Annotated in this window: 19 protein-coding genes; 9 read left to right on the top strand and 10 right to left on the bottom strand. The window is 57.9% G+C overall.

Annotated features, from left to right (window positions below; all coding sequences use genetic code 11):
- Positions 1-56 precede the first annotated feature (56 nt).
- The 3 genes from galR (at position 57) to nrdG (ending at position 3917) form a co-directional block, all read left to right on the top strand.
- A complete protein-coding gene (galR, locus tag ACNY69_RS15645; protein ID WP_111138561.1) occupies positions 57-1058 on the top strand; it encodes an HTH-type transcriptional regulator GalR in 1002 nt (333 codons plus the stop codon).
- Positions 1059-1314: 256 nt separating this feature from the next.
- A complete protein-coding gene (nrdD, locus tag ACNY69_RS15640) occupies positions 1315-3453 on the top strand; it encodes an anaerobic ribonucleoside-triphosphate reductase (RefSeq protein ID WP_293774175.1) in 2139 nt (712 codons plus the stop codon).
- Positions 3453-3917, top strand: a complete 465-nt coding sequence (gene nrdG / locus ACNY69_RS15635) for an anaerobic ribonucleoside-triphosphate reductase-activating protein (RefSeq protein ID WP_418799138.1) — start codon at positions 3453-3455, stop codon at positions 3915-3917. The genes nrdD and nrdG overlap by 1 nt, the downstream gene beginning before the upstream one ends.
- Here the strand turns inward: nrdG and ACNY69_RS15630 are convergent.
- Positions 3909-4544, bottom strand: coding sequence for an NAD-dependent epimerase/dehydratase family protein (locus ACNY69_RS15630; protein WP_111139566.1), 636 nt, complete (start codon positions 4542-4544; stop codon positions 3909-3911). The genes nrdG and ACNY69_RS15630 overlap by 9 nt on opposite strands.
- Positions 4545-4689: 145 nt before the next feature.
- Between ACNY69_RS15630 and ACNY69_RS15625 the strand changes: the two genes are divergently transcribed.
- The gene (locus ACNY69_RS15625) at positions 4690-5211 is read left to right on the top strand and encodes a type 1 glutamine amidotransferase domain-containing protein (protein ID WP_111139567.1); all 522 of its coding nucleotides are present in this window, start codon (positions 4690-4692) and stop codon (positions 5209-5211) included.
- Positions 5212-5245: 34 nt separating this feature from the next.
- Here ACNY69_RS15625 and ACNY69_RS15620 read toward each other — a convergent pair whose 3' ends face one another.
- On the bottom strand, positions 5246-5674 hold the full coding sequence (locus tag ACNY69_RS15620) for a YhbP family protein (RefSeq protein WP_293774178.1): 429 nt from the start codon (positions 5672-5674) through the stop codon (positions 5246-5248).
- 75 nt (positions 5675-5749) lie between these two features.
- On the opposite strand from ACNY69_RS15620, the gene ACNY69_RS15615 reads away from it, so the two are divergent.
- Complete coding sequence (locus ACNY69_RS15615) at positions 5750-6043, top strand: GIY-YIG nuclease family protein (protein WP_199559997.1); 294 nt, start codon at positions 5750-5752, stop codon at positions 6041-6043.
- Here the strand turns inward: ACNY69_RS15615 and ACNY69_RS15610 are convergent.
- Positions 6027-6533 carry a GNAT family N-acetyltransferase gene (locus ACNY69_RS15610; protein WP_293774181.1) on the bottom strand — a complete coding sequence of 169 codons (507 nt, stop codon included), beginning with the start codon at positions 6531-6533 and terminating at the stop codon, positions 6027-6029. The two genes, ACNY69_RS15615 and ACNY69_RS15610, sit on opposite strands and share 17 nt — an antisense overlap.
- Positions 6527-7057 carry a ubiquinone anaerobic biosynthesis accessory factor UbiT gene (gene ubiT / locus ACNY69_RS15605; protein ID WP_418799089.1) on the bottom strand — a complete coding sequence of 177 codons (531 nt, stop codon included), beginning with the start codon at positions 7055-7057 and terminating at the stop codon, positions 6527-6529. The genes ACNY69_RS15610 and ubiT overlap by 7 nt, the downstream gene beginning before the upstream one ends.
- 200 nt (positions 7058-7257) lie before the next feature.
- Here ubiT and ubiU point away from each other — a divergent pair, with 200 nt between their 5' ends.
- From ubiU to ACNY69_RS15590, 3 genes are all read left to right on the top strand, one after another.
- Positions 7258-8253, top strand: coding sequence for a ubiquinone anaerobic biosynthesis protein UbiU (gene ubiU / locus ACNY69_RS15600; RefSeq protein ID WP_111139570.1), 996 nt, complete (start codon positions 7258-7260; stop codon positions 8251-8253).
- Between the two features lie 9 nt (positions 8254-8262).
- Complete coding sequence (locus ACNY69_RS15595; RefSeq protein ID WP_111139571.1) at positions 8263-9141, top strand: U32 family peptidase; 879 nt, start codon at positions 8263-8265, stop codon at positions 9139-9141.
- Positions 9142-9256: 115 nt separating this feature from the next.
- Positions 9257-10267 (top strand): luciferase-like monooxygenase, encoded by a 1011-nt coding sequence (locus tag ACNY69_RS15590; RefSeq protein WP_367396028.1) that lies wholly within the window; start codon positions 9257-9259, stop codon positions 10265-10267.
- Here the strand turns inward: ACNY69_RS15590 and ACNY69_RS15585 are convergent, their stop codons facing one another.
- Positions 10268-11188, bottom strand: a complete 921-nt coding sequence (locus ACNY69_RS15585) for an AraC family transcriptional regulator (protein ID WP_293774187.1) — start codon at positions 11186-11188, stop codon at positions 10268-10270.
- Positions 11189-11362: 174 nt separating this feature from the next.
- On the opposite strand from ACNY69_RS15585, the gene ACNY69_RS15580 reads away from it, so the two are divergent.
- Positions 11363-12109 carry an SDR family NAD(P)-dependent oxidoreductase gene (locus tag ACNY69_RS15580; RefSeq protein ID WP_111139574.1) on the top strand — a complete coding sequence of 249 codons (747 nt, stop codon included), beginning with the start codon at positions 11363-11365 and terminating at the stop codon, positions 12107-12109.
- Positions 12110-12164: 55 nt separating this feature from the next.
- Here ACNY69_RS15580 and ACNY69_RS15575 read toward each other — a convergent pair whose 3' ends face one another.
- From ACNY69_RS15575 to rpsO, 5 genes are all read right to left on the bottom strand, one after another.
- On the bottom strand, positions 12165-14057 hold the full coding sequence (locus tag ACNY69_RS15575; protein WP_111139575.1) for a DEAD/DEAH family ATP-dependent RNA helicase: 1893 nt from the start codon (positions 14055-14057) through the stop codon (positions 12165-12167).
- A 16-nt stretch (positions 14058-14073) separates the two neighbouring features.
- Entirely contained in the window at positions 14074-14130 is a 57-nt protein-coding gene (gene yrbN / locus ACNY69_RS15570) for a protein YrbN (protein WP_111139605.1), read from the bottom strand.
- A 105-nt stretch (positions 14131-14235) separates the two neighbouring features.
- A complete protein-coding gene (gene nlpI, locus ACNY69_RS15565) occupies positions 14236-15120 on the bottom strand; it encodes a lipoprotein NlpI (RefSeq protein ID WP_111139576.1) in 885 nt (294 codons plus the stop codon).
- 129 nt (positions 15121-15249) lie between these two features.
- Positions 15250-17385: a polyribonucleotide nucleotidyltransferase gene (pnp, locus tag ACNY69_RS15560; RefSeq protein WP_111139577.1), complete on the bottom strand. Its 2136-nt coding sequence runs from the start codon at positions 17383-17385 to the stop codon at positions 15250-15252.
- 310 nt (positions 17386-17695) lie between these two features.
- Positions 17696-17965 (bottom strand): 30S ribosomal protein S15, encoded by a 270-nt coding sequence (gene rpsO / locus ACNY69_RS15555; protein ID WP_003851063.1) that lies wholly within the window; start codon positions 17963-17965, stop codon positions 17696-17698.
- Positions 17966-18038 lie beyond the last annotated feature (73 nt).

Raw genomic sequence — 18038 nt, 5'->3', positions numbered from 1 at the left:
CCTTTTCCGTAACACTGATGCGATGTGTAAACGTTTTCCCCAAAGCAGGTCAACGCATGGCTACCATAAAGGATGTTGCGCGACTGGCTGGCGTTTCTGTCGCCACAGTCTCCCGTGTAATCAATAATTCTCCCAAAGCCAGCGACAGCTCCCGACAGGCCGTAGGTGAGGCGATGGAGCAGCTTCAGTACCACCCGAACGCCAACGCACGCGCGCTGGCGCAGCAATCGACCGAAACGCTCGGCCTGATTGTCGGTGACGTTTCCGATCCCTTTTTTGGTGCCATGGTAAAAGCCGTGGATGAGGTCGCCGGCGACACCGGTAACTTCCTGCTGATTGGTAACGGTTACCATAATGAGCAAAAAGAGCGGCAGGCGATTGAACAGCTGATGCGGCATCGCTGCGCGGCGCTGGTGGTTCACGCCAAGAAAATCCCCGACGCCGAACTGGAAGTGCTGATGAAGCAGGTGCCGGGTATGGTGCTGCTGAACCGGCTGATCAAAGGCTTTGAAAAGCGCTGCATCGCCCTCGACGACCGCTACGGTGCCTGGCTCGCAACCCGCCACCTGATCCAGCTCGGCCATCAGAATATCGCCTTTATCTGCTCGACCCACACCATCTCCGACGCCGAAGATCGCCTGCAGGGCTATTACGACGCGCTGAAAGAGCATGGTCTGCCGTGCAGCGACCGGCTGGTCACCTGGGGCGAACCGGATGAGGTGGGCGGTGAGCAGGCGATGACCGAACTGCTGGGACGCGGCAGGAATTTTACCGCCGTCGCCTGCTACAACGACTCAATGGCGGCGGGTGCGCTGGCGGTGCTGAGCGATAACGGCGTCCGCGTGCCGGAGGAGATGTCGCTGATTGGCTTCGATGATGTGCTGGTCTCCCGCTATGTGCGACCGCGCCTGACCACCGTCCGCTATCCGATTGTCACGATGGCGCAGCAGGCGGCCCAGCTGGCACTGGCGCTGGCCAACGATCTGCCGCTGCCGGAAGTGACCCATATGTTCAGCCCGACGCTGGTTCGTCGCCACTCCGTCAGCGGTCCGGCCTGATGCGGCCGGGACCGGTTCTGTCGGCCTTCGTGTAAGCACGTCATCCCCTTTTTCCCTGCGGCAGCCTCCCCTGCCGCAGCGCCCTGACGCCCGCCCGTCACCACAACCAGGCACCGGTTCTGGCCTCAGTCGCCCTTTTCTGCCCGGTTGCGGCTTCCTTGTTTCAGGTCAAATCAGCGCGTATTAATTCGCAGCAATCACTACATGTAGATAATAGAATCTCTGCAAACCCCATATGTAGTTTACGGAGAGAAAAATGGCAACGGTGGTAATCAAGCGTGATGGATGCCGGACGGCCTTTGATGCACAGCGTATCGAACAGGCCGTGGCGGCCGCGGCGCGGGCAGCAGAGGTCAGTGACAAGGCCTGGTGCGCTCAGGTCGCAGAGCATGTGGCCCGGCAGCTGGCCGATCGCCCGGAAGTGGCTATCCATGAGATTCAGTGCGCGGTCGAAGAGACACTGATGGCCGGCCCTTATCCGCAGCTGGCCCGCATCTGGATTGAATATCGCCACGATCGCGATGTCGCCCGCGATCGTCAGAGCCGGTTACATCACGCCATTCGCGGCCTGGTCGATCAGACCAATCCGGCGCTGCTGAATGAGAATGCCAACAAAGACAGCAAAGTGATCCCGACTCAGCGCGATCTGCTGGCCGGGATCGTCGCGAAGCACTATGCGCAGCAGCAGATGCTGCCCCGCGATCTGGTGCTGGCGCATGAACGCGGCGAGATCCACTATCACGATCTGGATTACGCTCCTTTCTTCCCGATGTTCAACTGTATGCTGATCGATCTGAAAGGTATGCTGACCAACGGCTTCAAAATGGGCAACGCCGGGATCGAGCCGCCGAAATCGATCGCCACCGCCACTGCGGTGACGGCGCAGATCATCGCCCAGGTCGCCAGCCACATCTATGGCGGCACCACCATCAACCGCATCGATGAAGTGCTCGCCCCTTTTGTTGAGCTGAGCTATGCCCGCCATCTGGCGATCGCCGAAGAGTGGCAGATCCCGCAGGCTGAACAGTATGCGCGCCAGCGGACAGAGAAAGAGTGCTACGACGCTTTCCAGTCCCTGGAGTATGAGGTCAATACCCTGCACACCGCCAACGGGCAGACGCCGTTTGTCACCTTTGGTTTCGGCCTGGGCACCAGCTGGCCAGCCCGGCTGATTCAGCAGTCCATTCTGCGCAACCGGCTGGCCGGACTGGGTAAAAATCATAAAACCGCCGTGTTCCCCAAACTGGTGTTCACGATTCGTGAAGGCGTGAACCGCCGGGCGGGCGACGTGAATTACGACATTAAGCAGCTGGCGCTGGAGTGCGCCAGCAAGCGGATGTATCCCGACATCCTCAATTACGATCAGGTGGTTAAAGTGACCGGCTCTTTTAAAACGCCGATGGGCTGCCGCAGCTTCCTGGGCGTATATGAAGAGAACGGCGAGCAGATTCATGAGGGCCGCAACAATATTGGCGTCATCAGCGTGAATCTGCCGCGTATCGCGCTGGAAGCGGAGGGTGACGAGGCGCGTTTCTGGGCGCTGCTCGATGCGCGGCTGCTGCTGGCTAAGCGGGCGCTGATGACCCGGGTGGCGCGGCTGGAGAAAACCAAAGCGCGCGTCGCCCCGATCCTCTACATGGAGGGCGCCTGCGGCGTCCGGCTGAACGCCGATGATGAGGTCGGTCCGATCTTCCGCAATGGCCGCGCGTCACTGTCGCTGGGCTTTATCGGCCTGCATGAAACCCTGAATGCGCTCAGCGGCGGTCAGCGACACCCCTATGATGATGTGGCATTGCGCGCCAAAGGGGTGGAGATCATCGCCCGGATGCGCGAGGCGGCCGACCGCTGGAAAGCGGAGACCGGCTACGGCTTCAGCCTCTACAGTACCCCGAGCGAGAACCTGTGCGACCGCTTCTGCCGTCTTGATGCTGCGCAGTTCGGCGTAGTGCCGGGCGTGACCGACAAAGGCTACTACACCAACAGCTTCCATCTCGACGTCGGGAAAAAGGTCAATCCCTACGACAAAATCGACTTTGAAGCGCCCTATCCACCGCTGGCGAACGGCGGGTTCATCTGTTACGGCGAATATCCGAACGTGCAGCACAACCTCCGGGCGCTGGAGGATGTCTGGGATTACAGCTATGACCGCGTGCCCTACTACGGCACCAATACGCCCATCGATGAGTGCTACGACTGCGGCTTCCACGGCGAGTTCGCCTGCACCAGTCGCGGCTTTACCTGCCCCAACTGCGGCAACCACGATCCGGCGCGCGTCTCGGTGACCCGGCGGGTCTGCGGCTATCTGGGCAGCCCGGATGCGCGGCCTTTCAACGCCGGCAAACAGCAGGAGGTTCAGCGTCGGGTGAAACATATGGCAGAGGGGCCGCTGGGATGATGCATATCCACCGCTACTATGATGTGGATATCGTGAACGGCCCCGGCACCCGCTGCACGCTGTTTGTCGCCGGCTGCGAACATCAATGCCGTGGCTGCTACAACCAGAGCACCTGGCGCATCGACTCCGGTATTCCCTTTACGCTGGCGATGGAGGAGCAGCTGCTGGCCGATCTGCAGGACACGCGCATTCCGCGCCAGGGATTGTCGCTGAGCGGTGGCGATCCGCTGCATCCGCACAACGTCCCGTACATTCGTCGTCTGGTTAAACGGGTGCGGCAGACCTGTCCGGATAAAGATATCTGGCTCTGGACCGGTTACCGGATGCAGGAGCTGGACGCGGCGCAGCGCGCAGTGCTGGACTTTCTGGACGTGCTGGTTGATGGCCGTTTTATTGAGGAGGAGAAGGATGCCACGCTGCAATGGCGCGGCAGCCGTAATCAGATTATCTGGCAGCTACGCTGAGTGACGCGGGATCGCGCCCGATTCAATGATTGTGACGCGCTCTTCACCTGGCGCAAAAGCCTGCTGGTGCAGACAGCGCGCCACGTCGCGCGCCTGCACCGCCTGCCAGTTCCCTGGCAGCAGCGAAAAGATCGGTGCCATCAGGCTCTCGCCGCCGCGCTTCTGCGCGCGATCGCCCAGCAGCAGAGAGGGCCGTACCAGCGTCAGGCGCGGCCAGCCCTGATGACGCAGCGCATTCTCCATCTCGCCTTTGACGCGATTGTATAAAAACGGCGAGTGCCGGTTAGCGCCATGTGCGCTGACCACCAGCATCTGCTTCGCCCCCAGGCGTAATCCACTTAAGCCGGTATCCACCACCAGGGTGTAATCAACGTGAATGAAGGCCTGTTTGCTGCCCGCCGCTTTACGGGTGGTGCCGAGACAGCAGAATACCGTATCCAGTGCTCCCTGCAGCGGCCCCAGGACATCGGTCAGATCGGCCTCAACCAGATTCACCACTTTGCGCATCGCGGGCAGTGGCCGGCGGGTAGGTGCGATGATCTCATCGACACGCGGATCCTCAATCAGTAAGCGCAGCAGATGCGACCCGACTAAACCGGTGGCACCGGTCAGTAATACGCGATTCATCTCAGATTCGTCCTTATTTCGCTGCTCACAGGTTAAAAGATAGCTGATCTTAACGGGCTGGCTTGCGTTCTCACGCTCAGCGACCAGGCTTACAAGCGTTAACGGAAAGCGCGCCCTGCGCTCTGCATGTCTTAGGAGGAAAAAAATGAGCAAGAAAGTTGCGGTTTTGATTACCGATGAATTTGAAGACTCAGAGTTTACCTCACCCGCTGAGGTGTACAAACGCGCCGGTTTCGACGTGGTTACCATTGAGAAACAAGCGGGTAATGTGGTGAAGGGCAAAAAAGGCGAAGCGGAAGTGACCATCGATCGCAGCATTGATGATGTCAGCCCGGCGGAGTTCGATGCCTTGTTACTGCCAGGCGGCCATTCGCCCGATGCCCTGCGCGGTGACGATCGTTTCGTCGCCTTTACCAAAGAGTTTGTTGCCAGCGGTAAGCCTATCTTTGCTATCTGCCACGGCCCACAGCTGCTGATCAGCGCCAATGGCGTGCGCGGTCGCAAGATGACGACGGTCAAGGCCGTTGCCATTGACCTGATCAACGCAGGCGCTGACTTCCACGACAAAGAAGTGGTCGTCGATGGCGATAAGCTGGTCACCAGCCGCACCCCGGCCGATCTGCCAGCCTTTAATCGCGAATCCCTGCGGATCCTCGAAGCGCTGTAAGCCTGCGACGCCCTTTTCCGCTGAAAAGGGCGTTTTATCCCTCTCTCTGCCAGCCGATTTTCCTGCCAAATCCCAGTGCGTTATCGGTCATCTTCACCTCATCCAGTGTGATCTCCCACAACGGTGCCGACACTTTTCGCGCGACCGGAAAACGTTTCTGATACGCGGTTCTGGCGACCCTCTCCGCCTCCTCTTCCAGCCGGACGACCCGGCCGCGATACTGTACGCCTTTGATCAGCAGCACACTTCTGGGCTGGCCGTTAACGGTGCCCGCCACCTGCGGATTCTGCGCCATTAACACACCGTGGCGGGTATCGGGTTCCGTCATGATCCAGAAGGCCATGCGTGTTTCATCAAAAACGTAGTAGCAGTTCGCGCACCATAGCTGATTGTCAGCGGTGCAGCAGAGTGACAGCACATGCTGCTTTCTGAGGTAGCGAACCAGATGGGCATGATCGGACAAGATAAACTCCTGGCTGGGCACAGCCGCGTCAAGCGCGTTACACTGGCCGGCATCTTTTCTGGGAACGTAATTACGATGAGTCAGCAGTGGCAACTCTACATCGTCCGGACGGCGAAAGGGAGTCTCTATACCGGCATCACCACCGATGTGGCACGCCGGGTCGCTCAGCATCAGAGCGGGCGCGGTGCCCGTGCGCTGCGCGGCAAAGGTCCGCTGGAGCTGATGTTTCACTGCGAGGCAGGCGATCGTGCCAGCGCCTCCCGACTGGAGTATCAGGTTAAGCAGCTGACCCGTCAGCAGAAATTACAGCTGGTTGCGGGTCAGCCTGCTCATCTGGCGCACTGGCTGGGGCTTACGGCAGACGATTAAAGGGTTCGGCGTAGTCGATCTGCCCTTCTGCCCCATCGAAGGCGTTATCCGCCAGACGGTAAACCTGGAACGCCGCCTCCGTGCCAGGCCAGCGGCTGAGCAGACCGTGACGGGCCGCCGGTTCAAAGCCAAAACGGCCGAACAGCGCCGGATCGCCCAGCACGACAACGGCGCTGTAGCCAAACTCGTTGAGCGTGTCCAGCCCCTCATAAATGAGTTTGCTGGCGATACCCTGACCGCGCAGCGTCTCGTCGACGGCCAGCGGAGCCAGTCCGACCCAGCCGCGATCGTCACCCTGAACGCTGACCGGGCTGAAGGCGGCGTAGCCCAGCACCTGCCCTTCATCATCCGTGGCGACCACGCCTAAGGTCAGCAGGCCATCTTCACGCAGCGCCTGCGTCAGTTCCGCCTCGGCGGACGTGGCGAAGCAGCGCTTCAGCAGCGCATCGATACCAGCCGCATCCATACCAATTTCGCTACGGATCAACATGCGGCACCTGCGCGCGCCTGAATGGCCTTCGCGTCCTGTTTCATCCCGGCTTCAACAAACGCCGCCATCTGCTGAATCGCCGTGCGTAACGCGGTGGGCATAGCCTCGGGTTCAATAGCATCCATTACGTTTTTCACCTCAAGTCCCAGTTCAGTGTCCCCTTCAATCACCAGCCGGCGTTGAAAGAACAGCATATCGGGATCTGCTTTACGTGCTGCCACAAGCAACAGATCATTGGCATTGCCCCGAAACCAGACATCCGCTTCGGACTGTTGCAATACCGCCAGTCGGCCATCCTCCAGCGTGGTTATCCATTGCAGATTAAGATCGGCAATCCCGATACCCAGCAGGCGACCGTTCAGAAAGTCTAACTCACCTTCAGCCAAAGCATGACGAAATTGCCAGTTTAAGAGTTGTTGCAGAAGCCGCTTCCTGAGCGGAAAGGGGGTAAGCGCTGCGGGTAAGCCTAAGATTTTAGGACCGTTTTTCACAAAATGGGCATGTAACCGCTCTAACACTTTCATCACTCCCTTCAGAAAATTTTACGTATATTGCCATATCCTTTTCTGCGCGCCTCGGCCGGGATCAATAAAAACCGCCGTCATCAGCGGAAAAAAAAGCGCCATCCGGGGGGATGAACTGGCATTTCACTGCCTTAAATCAACATGCGCATCAGGCCGGATGCCTAGACTCGACGCCCGTCTGCATGTTGAGAGGAACACCTATGGAACTGCTCTGCCCGGCAGGAAACTTACCCGCAGTACGCACCGCCGTAGAGAATGGCGCGGATGCGGTGTATGTGGGGCTGAAAGATGACACCAACGCCCGCCACTTTGCGGGCCTGAATTTTACCGACAAAAAGCTGGCGGAAGCGGCGCGCTATCTGCATCAGCATCGCCGCAAACTGCACGTTGCAATCAATACCTTTGCCCACCCGGATGGCATGGGACGCTGGCAACGGGCGATTGATGTCGCCGTGCAGAACGGAGCCGATGCACTGATCCTGGCGGATATCGCCACGCTGGAGTACGCCGCAACGCGTTATCCGGAGGTTGAACGCCATCTGTCAGTGCAGGCGTCCGCCACCAATCTGGAGGCGATTCGCTTCTATCATCGCCACTTTAACCTGCAGCGCGTGGTGCTGCCGCGCGTGCTGTCGATTCATCAGGTGAAACAGCTGGCGCGCAGTACGCCGGTGCCGCTGGAGGTGTTCGCCTTTGGCAGCCTGTGCATCATGGCGGAAGGCCGCTGCTTTCTCTCTTCCTGGCTCACCGGCGAATCCCCTAACAGCGCAGGCGCCTGCTCACCGGCGAAGTTTGTGCGCTGGCAGCAGACGCCGCAGGGTATGGAGTCGCGTCTGAATGAGGTCTTAATCGACCGCTACGCCCCGGATGAAAGCGCCGGGTATCCGACGCTGTGCAAAGGACGGTATGAGGTTAACGACCAGCGCTATCACGTCCTGGAGGAGCCCACCAGCCTGAACACGCTGGAGCTGCTGCCGGAGCTGCTGCGGGCGGGCATCGCCTCGGTGAAGATCGAAGGCCGTCAGCGCAGCCCCGCCTATGTCGCGGATGTGGCGCGCGTCTGGCGTCAGGCGATCGATCGCTGCAAGGCGCAGCCGGACCAGTTTGCAATCGCGCCGCAGTGGATGCAGACGCTGGGCGATCTCTCCGAAGGCACGCAAACCACGCTGGGTGCTTATCACCGTGAATGGCAATAAGGAATGATGATGCAATATGCCCTTGGGCCGGTGCTCTGGTACTGGCCAACCGATACGCTGGACGACTTTTATCAACAGGCCGCCCGAAGCAGCGCGGATATTATCTACCTTGGCGAAGCAGTGTGCAGTAAACGCCGTGCCACATCCTATGCACGCTGGATGGAACTGGCGCGCGCGGTCGCGGCCAGCGGCAAACAGGTGGTGCTGAGCACGCTGGCGCTGCTGCAGTCACCCTCCGAGCTGAAAGAGCTGCAGCGCTACGTGGAAAACGGCGAATTTCTGATTGAGGCTAATGATATCGGCACGGTCAACATGGCCGCTGAGCGCCATCTGCCGTTTGTCGCGGGGCCGACGCTGAATGTCTATAACGCCGACACGCTGCAACTGCTGGTCAAAGAGGGAATGACGCGCTGGTGCATGCCGGTTGAGATGTCGCGTGACTGGCTGCTGCAGCTGCTGGCGCAGTGTGAGGCGCGGGGGATCCGCCAGCAGTTCGACGTCGAGGTGCTGGGCTACGGTCATCTGCCTCTGGCACTCTCCGCGCGCTGCTTCACCGCCCGCTCGGAAAATCTCGCCAGGGATGAGTGCGAAACCTGCTGCATCCGCTATCCCACAGGCCGCCGCGTCAACTCTCAGGAGGGGCAGCAGGTGTTTGTCCTCAATGGCATCCAGACCATGAGTGGCTACTGCTATAACCTGGGCAACGATCTGGCCGGTATGCGCAGCCATGTCGATTGTGTGCGGCTCTCTCCGCAGGATACGTCGACGCTGGCCGAAATCGATCGTTTCCGCGCCAATGAAAACGGCGAGGCGCCGTTAATGGTGGCGAAAGGTAGCGATTGTAACGGTTACTGGCGCAAACTGGCAGGCATGACGCTGCTATCCTGAGTAAAAGCACATACCGGCTATATTCCTGCTGAGGTTAGCAGTTTTAATATAAGGCATGATGCGTAATACTAAATGGTGCAGGTTTTAACGCCTGTGCCATACAACGGGAGTAGTCATGTCTGATAAAAAACCTCTTCGCCTGTCCGTGCTGGATCTTGCCCCGATCCCTCAGGGCGCAACCGCACGCGATGCGTTCCACAATTCGCTGGCGCTGGCGCGTCAGGCCGAAAAACTGGGCTACCAACGCTACTGGCTGGCTGAACATCACAACATGACAGGGATCGCCAGCGCCGCAACGGCGGTGCTGATTGGCTATCTGGCGGCCAACACCGAAACGCTGAAGCTGGGGTCGGGCGGGATCATGCTGCCGAACCACGCCCCGCTGGTGGTCGCCGAGCAGTTTGGCACGCTGGCCTCTCTCTATCCTGGCCGTATCGACCTCGGTCTGGGCAGAGCGCCAGGCTCTGACCAGCGCACGATGATGGCGCTGCGTCGTCATCAGGCCAATCTGCACGCCGACACCTTTCCCGAAGATGTGGCCGAACTGATCAGCTGGTTTGATGCCGAACCGGGTGCGCAGCTACCCGTTCAGCCCGTACCTGGGCTGGGTCTGAAGATCCCGGTCTGGCTGCTCGGTTCCAGCCTCTACAGCGCGCAGCTGTCGGCAAAAATGGGCCTGCCGTTCGCGTTTGCCTCCCATTTTGCGCCCGATCAGCTGTTCCAGGCGCTGCACGTTTACCGCGAGAATTTCCAGCCGTCGGCGCGCCTCGACAAACCTTATGCCACCGTCTGCATTAACGTGATCGCGGCTGACAGCGAGCGTGATGCGCGCTTCCTGTTTACCTCCCAGCAGCAGCAGTTTATCAATCTGCGTCGCGGCAAACCGGGTCCGCTACCGGCACCTGTTGAAAACATGGATAACCTCTGGTCACCGTCCGAGCAGTATGGTGTTCAGCAGGCGCTGAGCATGTCGCTGGTCGGCGATATGGACAAGGTGCGCCACGGTCTGGCCTCTCTGATGCGTGAAACTCAGGCGGATGAAATCATGGTCAATGGACAGATCTTTGACACGGAGGCCCGTCTGCGCTCCTTTGCCATTGCGATGGAGGCGGCGAACAGCCTGTAATCAGTTTTGCGGTGGGCGCAGGCTCTCCTGACTCACCGCCTGCTGACGACTGTCTCTGGCCGGGGATTGCCCATACAGGCGGCGATACTCCCGGCTGAACTGTGACGCGCTCTGATATCCCACCCGATAGCCTGCCGTGCCGGCATCCAGCTTTTCCACCAGCATCAGACGCCGCGCCTCGTTCAGCCGCAGCTGTTTCTGATACTGCATCGGCGTCATCGCCGTAACGGCTTTGAAGTGATGATGCAGCGAAGAGATACTCATCCCGACGCGACTGGCGAGCCGATCGATTCTCAGCGGCTGATGAAAATTTTCCCGCAGCCAGCGGGCCGCCTGCGCCACCCGGTTGCCGGGCCGTTCGGCCAGCGCCATATTCAGAATTCGCGATCCTTCCGGTCCCGTCAGCAACCGGTAAAAGATCTCCTGCTCGATGAGCGGGGCCAGCGCCTCAATATCGCCGGGATGATCCAGCAGGCGCACCAGCCGGATCACCGCATCCACCAGTAATGGCGACACTTTATGCACGGTGACGCCACGCTCATTGTCCGTGGTCGCCAGCGGCAGCGTCGGTGGGAACTGTTCAAGGTAGCGCATCAGTCGCGACTCATTAATCGCGATGCCAATTCCCAGATTCGGCTTGTCCGGCGTGGCGCGGGTGACACAGGCGCGCACCGGCATATCCAGCGTTACCAGCAGCAGATCGCCCGGGCCGTAATGCAGCACCTCATCCCCGATATGCAGGGCTTTGCCGCCCTGCGCCACCAGTGCAAAACTGGCCCATTGGGCAAAGTGCATCGGCTCGGTCGGTGCGGAAACCCGGCCAAAGAACAGGCAATCTATAGCACTGGCGTGCCGGCCATCTTCCGGTGCATGACGGGCGATCAACTCAGCCAGCACCTGCCACTTATCACTCTCACTCATTCCGCTCTCCTCTGACGCACCCTGTGCTGATAGTACCTGACGCCGGGCAGAATACCTGTCCCGCAGGAACAGATTTGCAGGATCGTGCAAAAAGCTTGCAGGATTGCGTTACCTGGTTTTCTGCGCCAGCGCGCATAGTCTGTCGACGCAATCATTACGGCGGAGAACAACATAATGAAGGCACTGCAGAATAAAGTCGCACTGGTAACCGGTGCATCGAAAGGCATTGGCGCGGCGATCGCCATCGCCTTTGCCACGGCCGGCGCCCGGGTCGTGGTGAACTATCGTCAGGATGAGGCTGGCGCTGCGGATGTGGTCAGCGATATCCTGGATCTGGGCAGTGACGCCGTGGCGGTTCGGGCGGATGTCACTCAGCATCGGGAGGTGGAACAGCTCTTCGCCACCACCCTCTCCTGTTTTGGCGCACCCGATATTGTCGTGAACAACGCGGGCTGCTTTCATCATGGCGAGTTTGAGGCGCTGACGCAGGAGGAGATGCAGCAGCAAATCAACGTTAACCTGCTGGGCACGCTGCTGGTCTGTCAGCAGGCGATCCATCACTTTCCCGCCCACGGCGGCACCATTATTAACCTCAGCGCTCTGAACAGTAAAAACAGCACGCCCGGCTCCGTCCTCTGGGCGGCGACCAAAGGTGCGGTGGATACGCTGACTCAGGGACTGGCGCGCGAACTGGGCCCCAGGCATATCCGGGTCAACGCGCTGGCGCCGGGAATGATACTCACAGAGGGATTACTGGCTGCGAAGAGAATGAGCCCGCAGCTCAAGGCGCAGCTGCTGGCTGCGACGCCGCTGGGGCGTTTTGGCCTGCCGGAGGATGTGGCGCAGGTGGCGCTGTTTCTGGCCTCGGAAGAGTCCGCCTGGGTCAGCGGCGAGCGCGTGATGATCAGCGGCGGAGCCTGACAGGCATAAAAAAAGGGAAGCCAGTGGCTTCCCTTTTTGTTACAACAGAATGTCGTTATGCATCGCGACGACGTGGAGCGGCTGCGCCATCTTCACGACGCGGACCGCGGCCACCTTCACGGTTGAAGCTGCGTCCGCCTTCACGACCACCTTCACGGCGCTCAGAAGAGAAACGACGACCGCCTTCGCGGTTGCCCGCGCCAGGACCATTGCGACGATCACCGCCCGCAGGACGACGATCACCACGGCCTTCGTTTGGCTGTGCATCACCCAGCAGCTGCATATTCATCGGCTTGTTCAGAATACGCGTACGGGTGAAGTGCTGCAGCACATCGCCTGGCATGCCTTTCGGCAGCTCGATAGTCGAGTGGTTGCCGAACAGCTTGATGTTACCGATGTAACGGCTGCTGATGTCGCCTTCGTTAGCGATAGCGCCAACGATGTGACGCACTTCAACACCATCATCGCGACCGACTTCGATGCGGTAGAGCTGCATCTCGCCAACGTCACGACGTTCGCGACGAGGACGATCGCCATCACGGCTGTCACGCGGACCACGAGCTTCACGGCTGTCACGACGGCCATCACGGTCATCACGATCGCGGTATTCGCGACGTGGCGGACGTGGTGCTTCTGGTGGCAGAATCAGAGGACGTTCGCCCTGTGCCATCTTCAGCAGTGCGGCTGCCAGTGTTTCCAGATCCAGCTCATCTTCTGGCTGCATTTTGGTCAGCAGAGCACGGTACTGATCCAGATCGCTGCTCTCCAGCTGCTGCTGGACTTTAGCCGCAAACTTAGCCAGACGACGCTGACCCAGCAGTTCTGCGTTAGGCAGTTCTACTTCAGGGATCGTCAGCTTCATCGTACGTTCGATGTTGCGCAGCAGGCGACGCTCACGGTTCTCAACGAACAGCAGCGCGCGGCCGGCACGACCCGCACGACCGGTACGGCCGATACGGTGAACGTAAGACTCTGCATCCATCGGGATATCGTAGTTCACCACCAGGCTGATGCGCTCAACGTCCAGGCCACGGGCCGCAACGTCGGTTGCAATCAGGATGTCCAGACGACCATCTTTCAGGCGCTCCAGCGTCTGCTCACGCAGTGCCTGGTTCATGTCACCGTTCAGAGCCGCGCTGTTGTAGCCGCTACGCTCCAGGGCTTCGGCTACTTCCAGCGTGGCGTTTTTAGTACGCACGAAGATGATGGCAGCATCGAAGTCTTCCGCTTCCAGGAAGCGAACCAGTGCATCTGTTTTACGACCGTAAGCGGTCCAGTAGCTCTGGCTGATGTCAGGACGCGTGGTCAGGCTTGACTGAATACGCACTTCCTGTGGATCTTTCATGAAGCGCTTAGTGATGCGACGAATCGCTTCCGGCATAGTTGCAGAGAACAGTGCGGTCTGATGACCTTCCGGGATCTGCGCCATGATGGTTTCAACGTCTTCGATGAAGCCCATACGCAGCATTTCGTCCGCTTCGTCAAGCACCAGGCCGCGCAGGTTAGAGAGATCTAACGTGCCGCGTTTCAGGTGGTCAAGCAGACGGCCAGGCGTACCCACAACAACCTGTGGTCCCTGACGCAGTGCGCGCAGCTGCACGTCATAACGCTGGCCGCCGTACAGGGCAACCACGTTCAGGCCGCGCATATGTTTAGAGAATTCAGTCACTGCTTCAGCTACCTGTACCGCCAGTTCGCGGGTCGGTGCCAGCACCAGGATCTGAGGTGCTTTAACAGCAGGGTCGATGTTGTTTAACAGCGGCAGAGAGAACGCCGCAGTTTTACCACTCCCGGTCTGCGCCATGCCTAACACGTCACGGCCCGCCAGCAGGTGAGGAATACACTCAGCCTGGATTGGGGATGGCTTAACGTAGCCCATGCCATTCAGTGATTCAAGGATGTCGGCGTTCAGGCCAAGGTCAGCAAAAGTGGTTTGAATATCAGTCATGTAGTACACGTGCCTCTTAGATTTCGGCGGCCAGTCTACATAACTCGTCGTGAAAACTTTCAGTCATTTTCATCAAAAAGTGTGAACCGGCTCAAATTAGAAGTTTTGACGAACAGAAAAGCCCTCATCCTTTAAGATGATGACTTAACAGGTTTTACAGGCAAATTAAGTTCGTCAGCTATTGCTGGTCAGATTCTGATAAATCGTCTTGTGCCTGGCCGAGTTGCGCCAGTTCCAACAATGCGTATCGGTGTTCAACAAAGTTATTGACGTTGTTGGCCACCGCCAGTTTGAACAACGCTTTCGCGTCGTCCTTCTCCCCCAGACTTAGGTAATACTTACCTAAATAGAAGTTGGTTTCACTGAGATGTTCAGCGAGCGAGGTGTTATCCGTTGCGTCCGCCTTGAGACTTTCCATCAACGCTTTTTCGTTGATATCTCCAAGGTAGAACTCGACAATATTCCATCCCCATTGGTCTCTGACCGCTTTGTCGTGACGCTGTTGAAGCGCGACTTTTGCCTTATCAGCATCCATCTCACGTTCAACGAGATAGAGCCACAGACTGCGGAAAGGATCGTTAGGATCGTCTTGATAAAACGCCAGCAGATCATCTTGCGCTAACTTGTATCGACCGCCGTAATAGAGGGCGATACCACGATTTAAATGCGCATAGTTGTAAGTTGGTTCAAGCTCAAGTACAGAATCAAACGCTTCATAGGCGGCATCAAAGTTGCCCGCCTGCGTTAAGTATATGCCTAAGTAGTTAAACACTTCGGGCATATCTGGTCTTATAGACAGCGCTTGCGAAAAATCGTTCCGCGCTAATGCCCGCAGACCTAAACTATCATACAACACTCCGCGCTCATATAACAGCTGTGCGCGTTCATCATCGGTGAGAGCGCGACTGGCAAGAATTTGTTCCATGCGCGCCAGTATCACTTCCTGCTGCAGTGTGGGCTGTAAAGGCACTGCAAGAACTTCGTTCTTACGCCAATTGGAGTTGCTGCATCCTGCCAGCGTCAGAGCTGTCGCAACAAAACACCAGCGCAGAAAAGGCTTCATTTCCCACTCCCGAATACAAACATTGGGATAACCATCCTGTCATCCGCCTGCCCTGCACAAGGATTCCCGCCCTCGCGATGATACAAACGCCCCTCTCTGCCAGGCAAAGAGGGGCAAATCAGCAACGATTTATTCCGCGTCAGGCGTTGTCACCGCTGCAGCTTCTTCAGTCTGCGGCTTAGATTCTGTCGCTTCTTTGATGCTCAGACGTACACGGCCCTGACGGTCAACTTCCATCACCTTAACCGGTACTTCCTGACCCATCTGCAGGTAGTCAGTCACTTTCTCAACGCGCTTATCTGCGATTTGTGAAATGTGAACCAGACCTTCTTTACCGCCACCGATGGCCACGAAGGCACCGAAGTCAACGATACGGGTCACTTTACCGCTGTAGATGCGGCCAACTTCGATCTCAGCCGTAATCTCTTCAATACGACGAATCGCTTCTTTCGCTTTCAGACCGTCGGTCGCAGCGATTTTCACGGTGCCGTCATCTTCGATTTCGATCGTTGTGCCGGTCTCTTCGGTCAGCGCACGAATCACTGAGCCGCCTTTACCGATCACATCTTTGATCTTGTCTGAGCTGATTTTGATGGTGTAAATGCGTGGTGCAAATTCAGAAATCTCAGTGCGTGGTGTGCTGATAGCCTGTTCCATCACGCCCAGAATGTGCAGACGCGCACCCTTGGCCTGGTTCAGCGCTTCCTGCATGATTTCACGCGTAATGCCTTCGATTTTGATGTCCATCTGCAGCGCGGTGATACCTTCACGGCTACCGGCTACTTTGAAGTCCATGTCGCCCAGGTGATCTTCGTCACCCAGAATGTCTGACAGAACAACAAACTTCTCATCTTCTTTCACCAGGCCCATTGCGATACCCGCAACGGCGGCTTTGATCGGCACACCTGCATCCATCAGCGCCAGAGAGGCACCGCAGACAGAAGCCATTGAAGAGGAGCCGTTCGACTCGGTGATTTCAGAAACCACACGCACGGTGTAAGGGAAATCTTCCGCTTTTGGCATTACCGCTAACACACCGCGCTTCGCCAGACGACCGTGACCAATCTCACGACGCTTCGGCGAACCTACCATGCCGGTTTCACCGACAGAGTATGGAGGGAAGTTGTAATGGAACAGGAAGCTGTCGGTACGTTCGCCCATCAGCTCATCCAGGTTCTGCGCATCGCGGGTTGTACCCAGCGTTGCGGTAACCAGTGCCTGGGTTTCACCACGGGTGAACAGTGATGAACCGTGGGTACGTGGCAGAACGCCAGTGCGCACGTCCAGACCGCGGATCATATCTTTTTCGCGGCCATCGATACGTGGCTCGCCGTTCAGGATACGGGTACGAACGACGTTCTTCTCAAGGCTGTGAACGATATCGCTGATTTCAGCGCTATCCAGCGTTTCGTCTTCAGCCAGCAGCGCAGCAATGGTTTCGTCTTTGATGACGCCAACCTGGGTGTAACGCTCCTGCTTATCCGTGATGCGGTAAGCGTCGCTGATGCGCGCTTCGGCCAGGGCAGCAACGCGCGAGATCAGTGGCGTGTTGGCGGCTTCTGGCTGCCAGTCCCAGCGCGGTTTACCCGCTTCTGCAACCAGAGCATTGATGTTTTCGATAACAACCTGCTGCTGCTCGTGACCAAATACCACGGCGCCCAGCATCTGCTCTTCTGACAGGATCTCAGCTTCAGATTCCACCATCAGAACGGCATTCTGTGTACCGGCAACAACCAGATCCAGACGAGACTGTTTCAGCTCATCGGCAGTCGGGTTCAGGACGTACTGGTCATTGATATAACCGACGCGTGCAGAACCAATTGGGCCGTTGAAGGGCAGACCAGACAGAGACAGCGCAGCTGAAGCACCGATCATCGCAACGATGTCCGGATGAACCTGTGGGTTCACCGACACAACGGTGGCAATAACCTGCACTTCATTGATGAAACCTTCCGGGAACAGCGGGCGAATCGGACGGTCAATCAGACGCGCAATCAGGGTTTCGCCTTCGCTTGGACGGCCTTCACGACGGAAGAAGCTGCCCGGGATACGACCAGCAGCGTAGGTACGCTCCTGATAGTTTACGGTCAGCGGGAAGAAATCCTGACCTGGTTTGGTTTTTTTCTGGCCGACTACGGTGACGAACACGGCAGTATCGTCCATGCTCACCATCACAGCGGCAGTCGCCTGGCGAGCCATCATGCCGGTTTCCAGCGTGACGGTATGTTGACCATATTGGAATTTGCGTACAATCGGATTCAGCAAAATCAAAGTCCTTAACTTCGGGGCAGGGCTATCTGTAGCCCGCCATTGATTACCAATCTTCAGTTGCATCCTCGCGACTAATGACAACCCTCGACCGCCCCTGCGGTAAAGCCTCTCATTAGCCGCGCGAAATTCTGCAAACTCAAGATCACACTAAGCAACAATACATCAGTTTGGCCCGGATTGCTGCCGCTTGCTCGAAAAAAGGGGCCATAAAGGCCCCCTCTTCACGAAACTCGCACAAATCTGATCGTAAGCTGCACACCGTGCAAATGCCCGCATAACGCCCCGACGATCAGATTTTTCAGACTTAGCGACGCAGACCGAGGCTCTCGATCAGGCTGCTGTAGCGTGCAACGTCTTTACGCTTCAGGTAGTCCAGCAGCTTACGACGCTGAGATACCATGCGCAGCAGACCGCGGCGGCTGTGGTGGTCTTTTTTGTGCTCAGAGAAGTGACCCTGCAGATGGGTGATCTGCGCGGTCAGCAGGGCAACCTGAACTTCGGTTGAACCGCTGTCGTTAGCACCACGACCATATTTAGCAACGATCTCTGCTTTAGCTTCTACGCTTAGAGACATAATAAACTCCAGTAATAAATGAATGTATGGGTGCCGATCTCTAATTCAGCATCCCGCTTTAAAGCCGCGCTAT

Origin of the sequence: Pantoea graminicola (genome assembly GCF_048452665.1) — a bacterium.
GTDB lineage: Bacteria > Pseudomonadota > Gammaproteobacteria > Enterobacterales > Enterobacteriaceae > Pantoea.
This window is presented reverse-complemented; position numbering and strand designations above follow the sequence as displayed.

Excerpts from the sequence above, each read along its gene's own strand:
- galR (WP_111138561.1), top strand. The coding sequence starts at position 57 with ATGGCTACCATAAAGGATGTTGCGCGACTGGCTGGCGTTTCTGTCGCC.
- nrdD (WP_293774175.1), top strand. The coding sequence starts at position 1,315 with ATGGCAACGGTGGTAATCAAGCGTGATGGATGCCGGACGGCCTTTGAT.
- nrdG (WP_418799138.1), top strand. The coding sequence starts at position 3,453 with ATGCATATCCACCGCTACTATGATGTGGATATCGTGAACGGCCCCGGC.
- ACNY69_RS15630 (WP_111139566.1), bottom strand. The coding sequence starts at position 4,544 with ATGAATCGCGTATTACTGACCGGTGCCACCGGTTTAGTCGGGTCGCAT.
- ACNY69_RS15625 (WP_111139567.1), top strand. The coding sequence starts at position 4,690 with ATGAGCAAGAAAGTTGCGGTTTTGATTACCGATGAATTTGAAGACTCA.
- ACNY69_RS15615 (WP_199559997.1), top strand. The coding sequence starts at position 5,750 with ATGAGTCAGCAGTGGCAACTCTACATCGTCCGGACGGCGAAAGGGAGT.
- ACNY69_RS15610 (WP_293774181.1), bottom strand. The coding sequence starts at position 6,533 with ATGTTGATCCGTAGCGAAATTGGTATGGATGCGGCTGGTATCGATGCG.
- ubiT (WP_418799089.1), bottom strand. The coding sequence starts at position 7,057 with ATGAAAGTGTTAGAGCGGTTACATGCCCATTTTGTGAAAAACGGTCCT.
- ubiU (WP_111139570.1), top strand. The coding sequence starts at position 7,258 with ATGGAACTGCTCTGCCCGGCAGGAAACTTACCCGCAGTACGCACCGCC.
- ACNY69_RS15595 (WP_111139571.1), top strand. The coding sequence starts at position 8,263 with ATGCAATATGCCCTTGGGCCGGTGCTCTGGTACTGGCCAACCGATACG.
- ACNY69_RS15590 (WP_367396028.1), top strand. The coding sequence starts at position 9,257 with ATGTCTGATAAAAAACCTCTTCGCCTGTCCGTGCTGGATCTTGCCCCG.
- ACNY69_RS15585 (WP_293774187.1), bottom strand. The coding sequence starts at position 11,188 with ATGAGTGAGAGTGATAAGTGGCAGGTGCTGGCTGAGTTGATCGCCCGT.
- ACNY69_RS15580 (WP_111139574.1), top strand. The coding sequence starts at position 11,363 with ATGAAGGCACTGCAGAATAAAGTCGCACTGGTAACCGGTGCATCGAAA.
- ACNY69_RS15575 (WP_111139575.1), bottom strand. The coding sequence starts at position 14,057 with ATGACTGATATTCAAACCACTTTTGCTGACCTTGGCCTGAACGCCGAC.
- nlpI (WP_111139576.1), bottom strand. The coding sequence starts at position 15,120 with ATGAAGCCTTTTCTGCGCTGGTGTTTTGTTGCGACAGCTCTGACGCTG.
- rpsO (WP_003851063.1), bottom strand. The coding sequence starts at position 17,965 with ATGTCTCTAAGCGTAGAAGCTAAAGCAGAGATCGTTGCTAAATATGGT.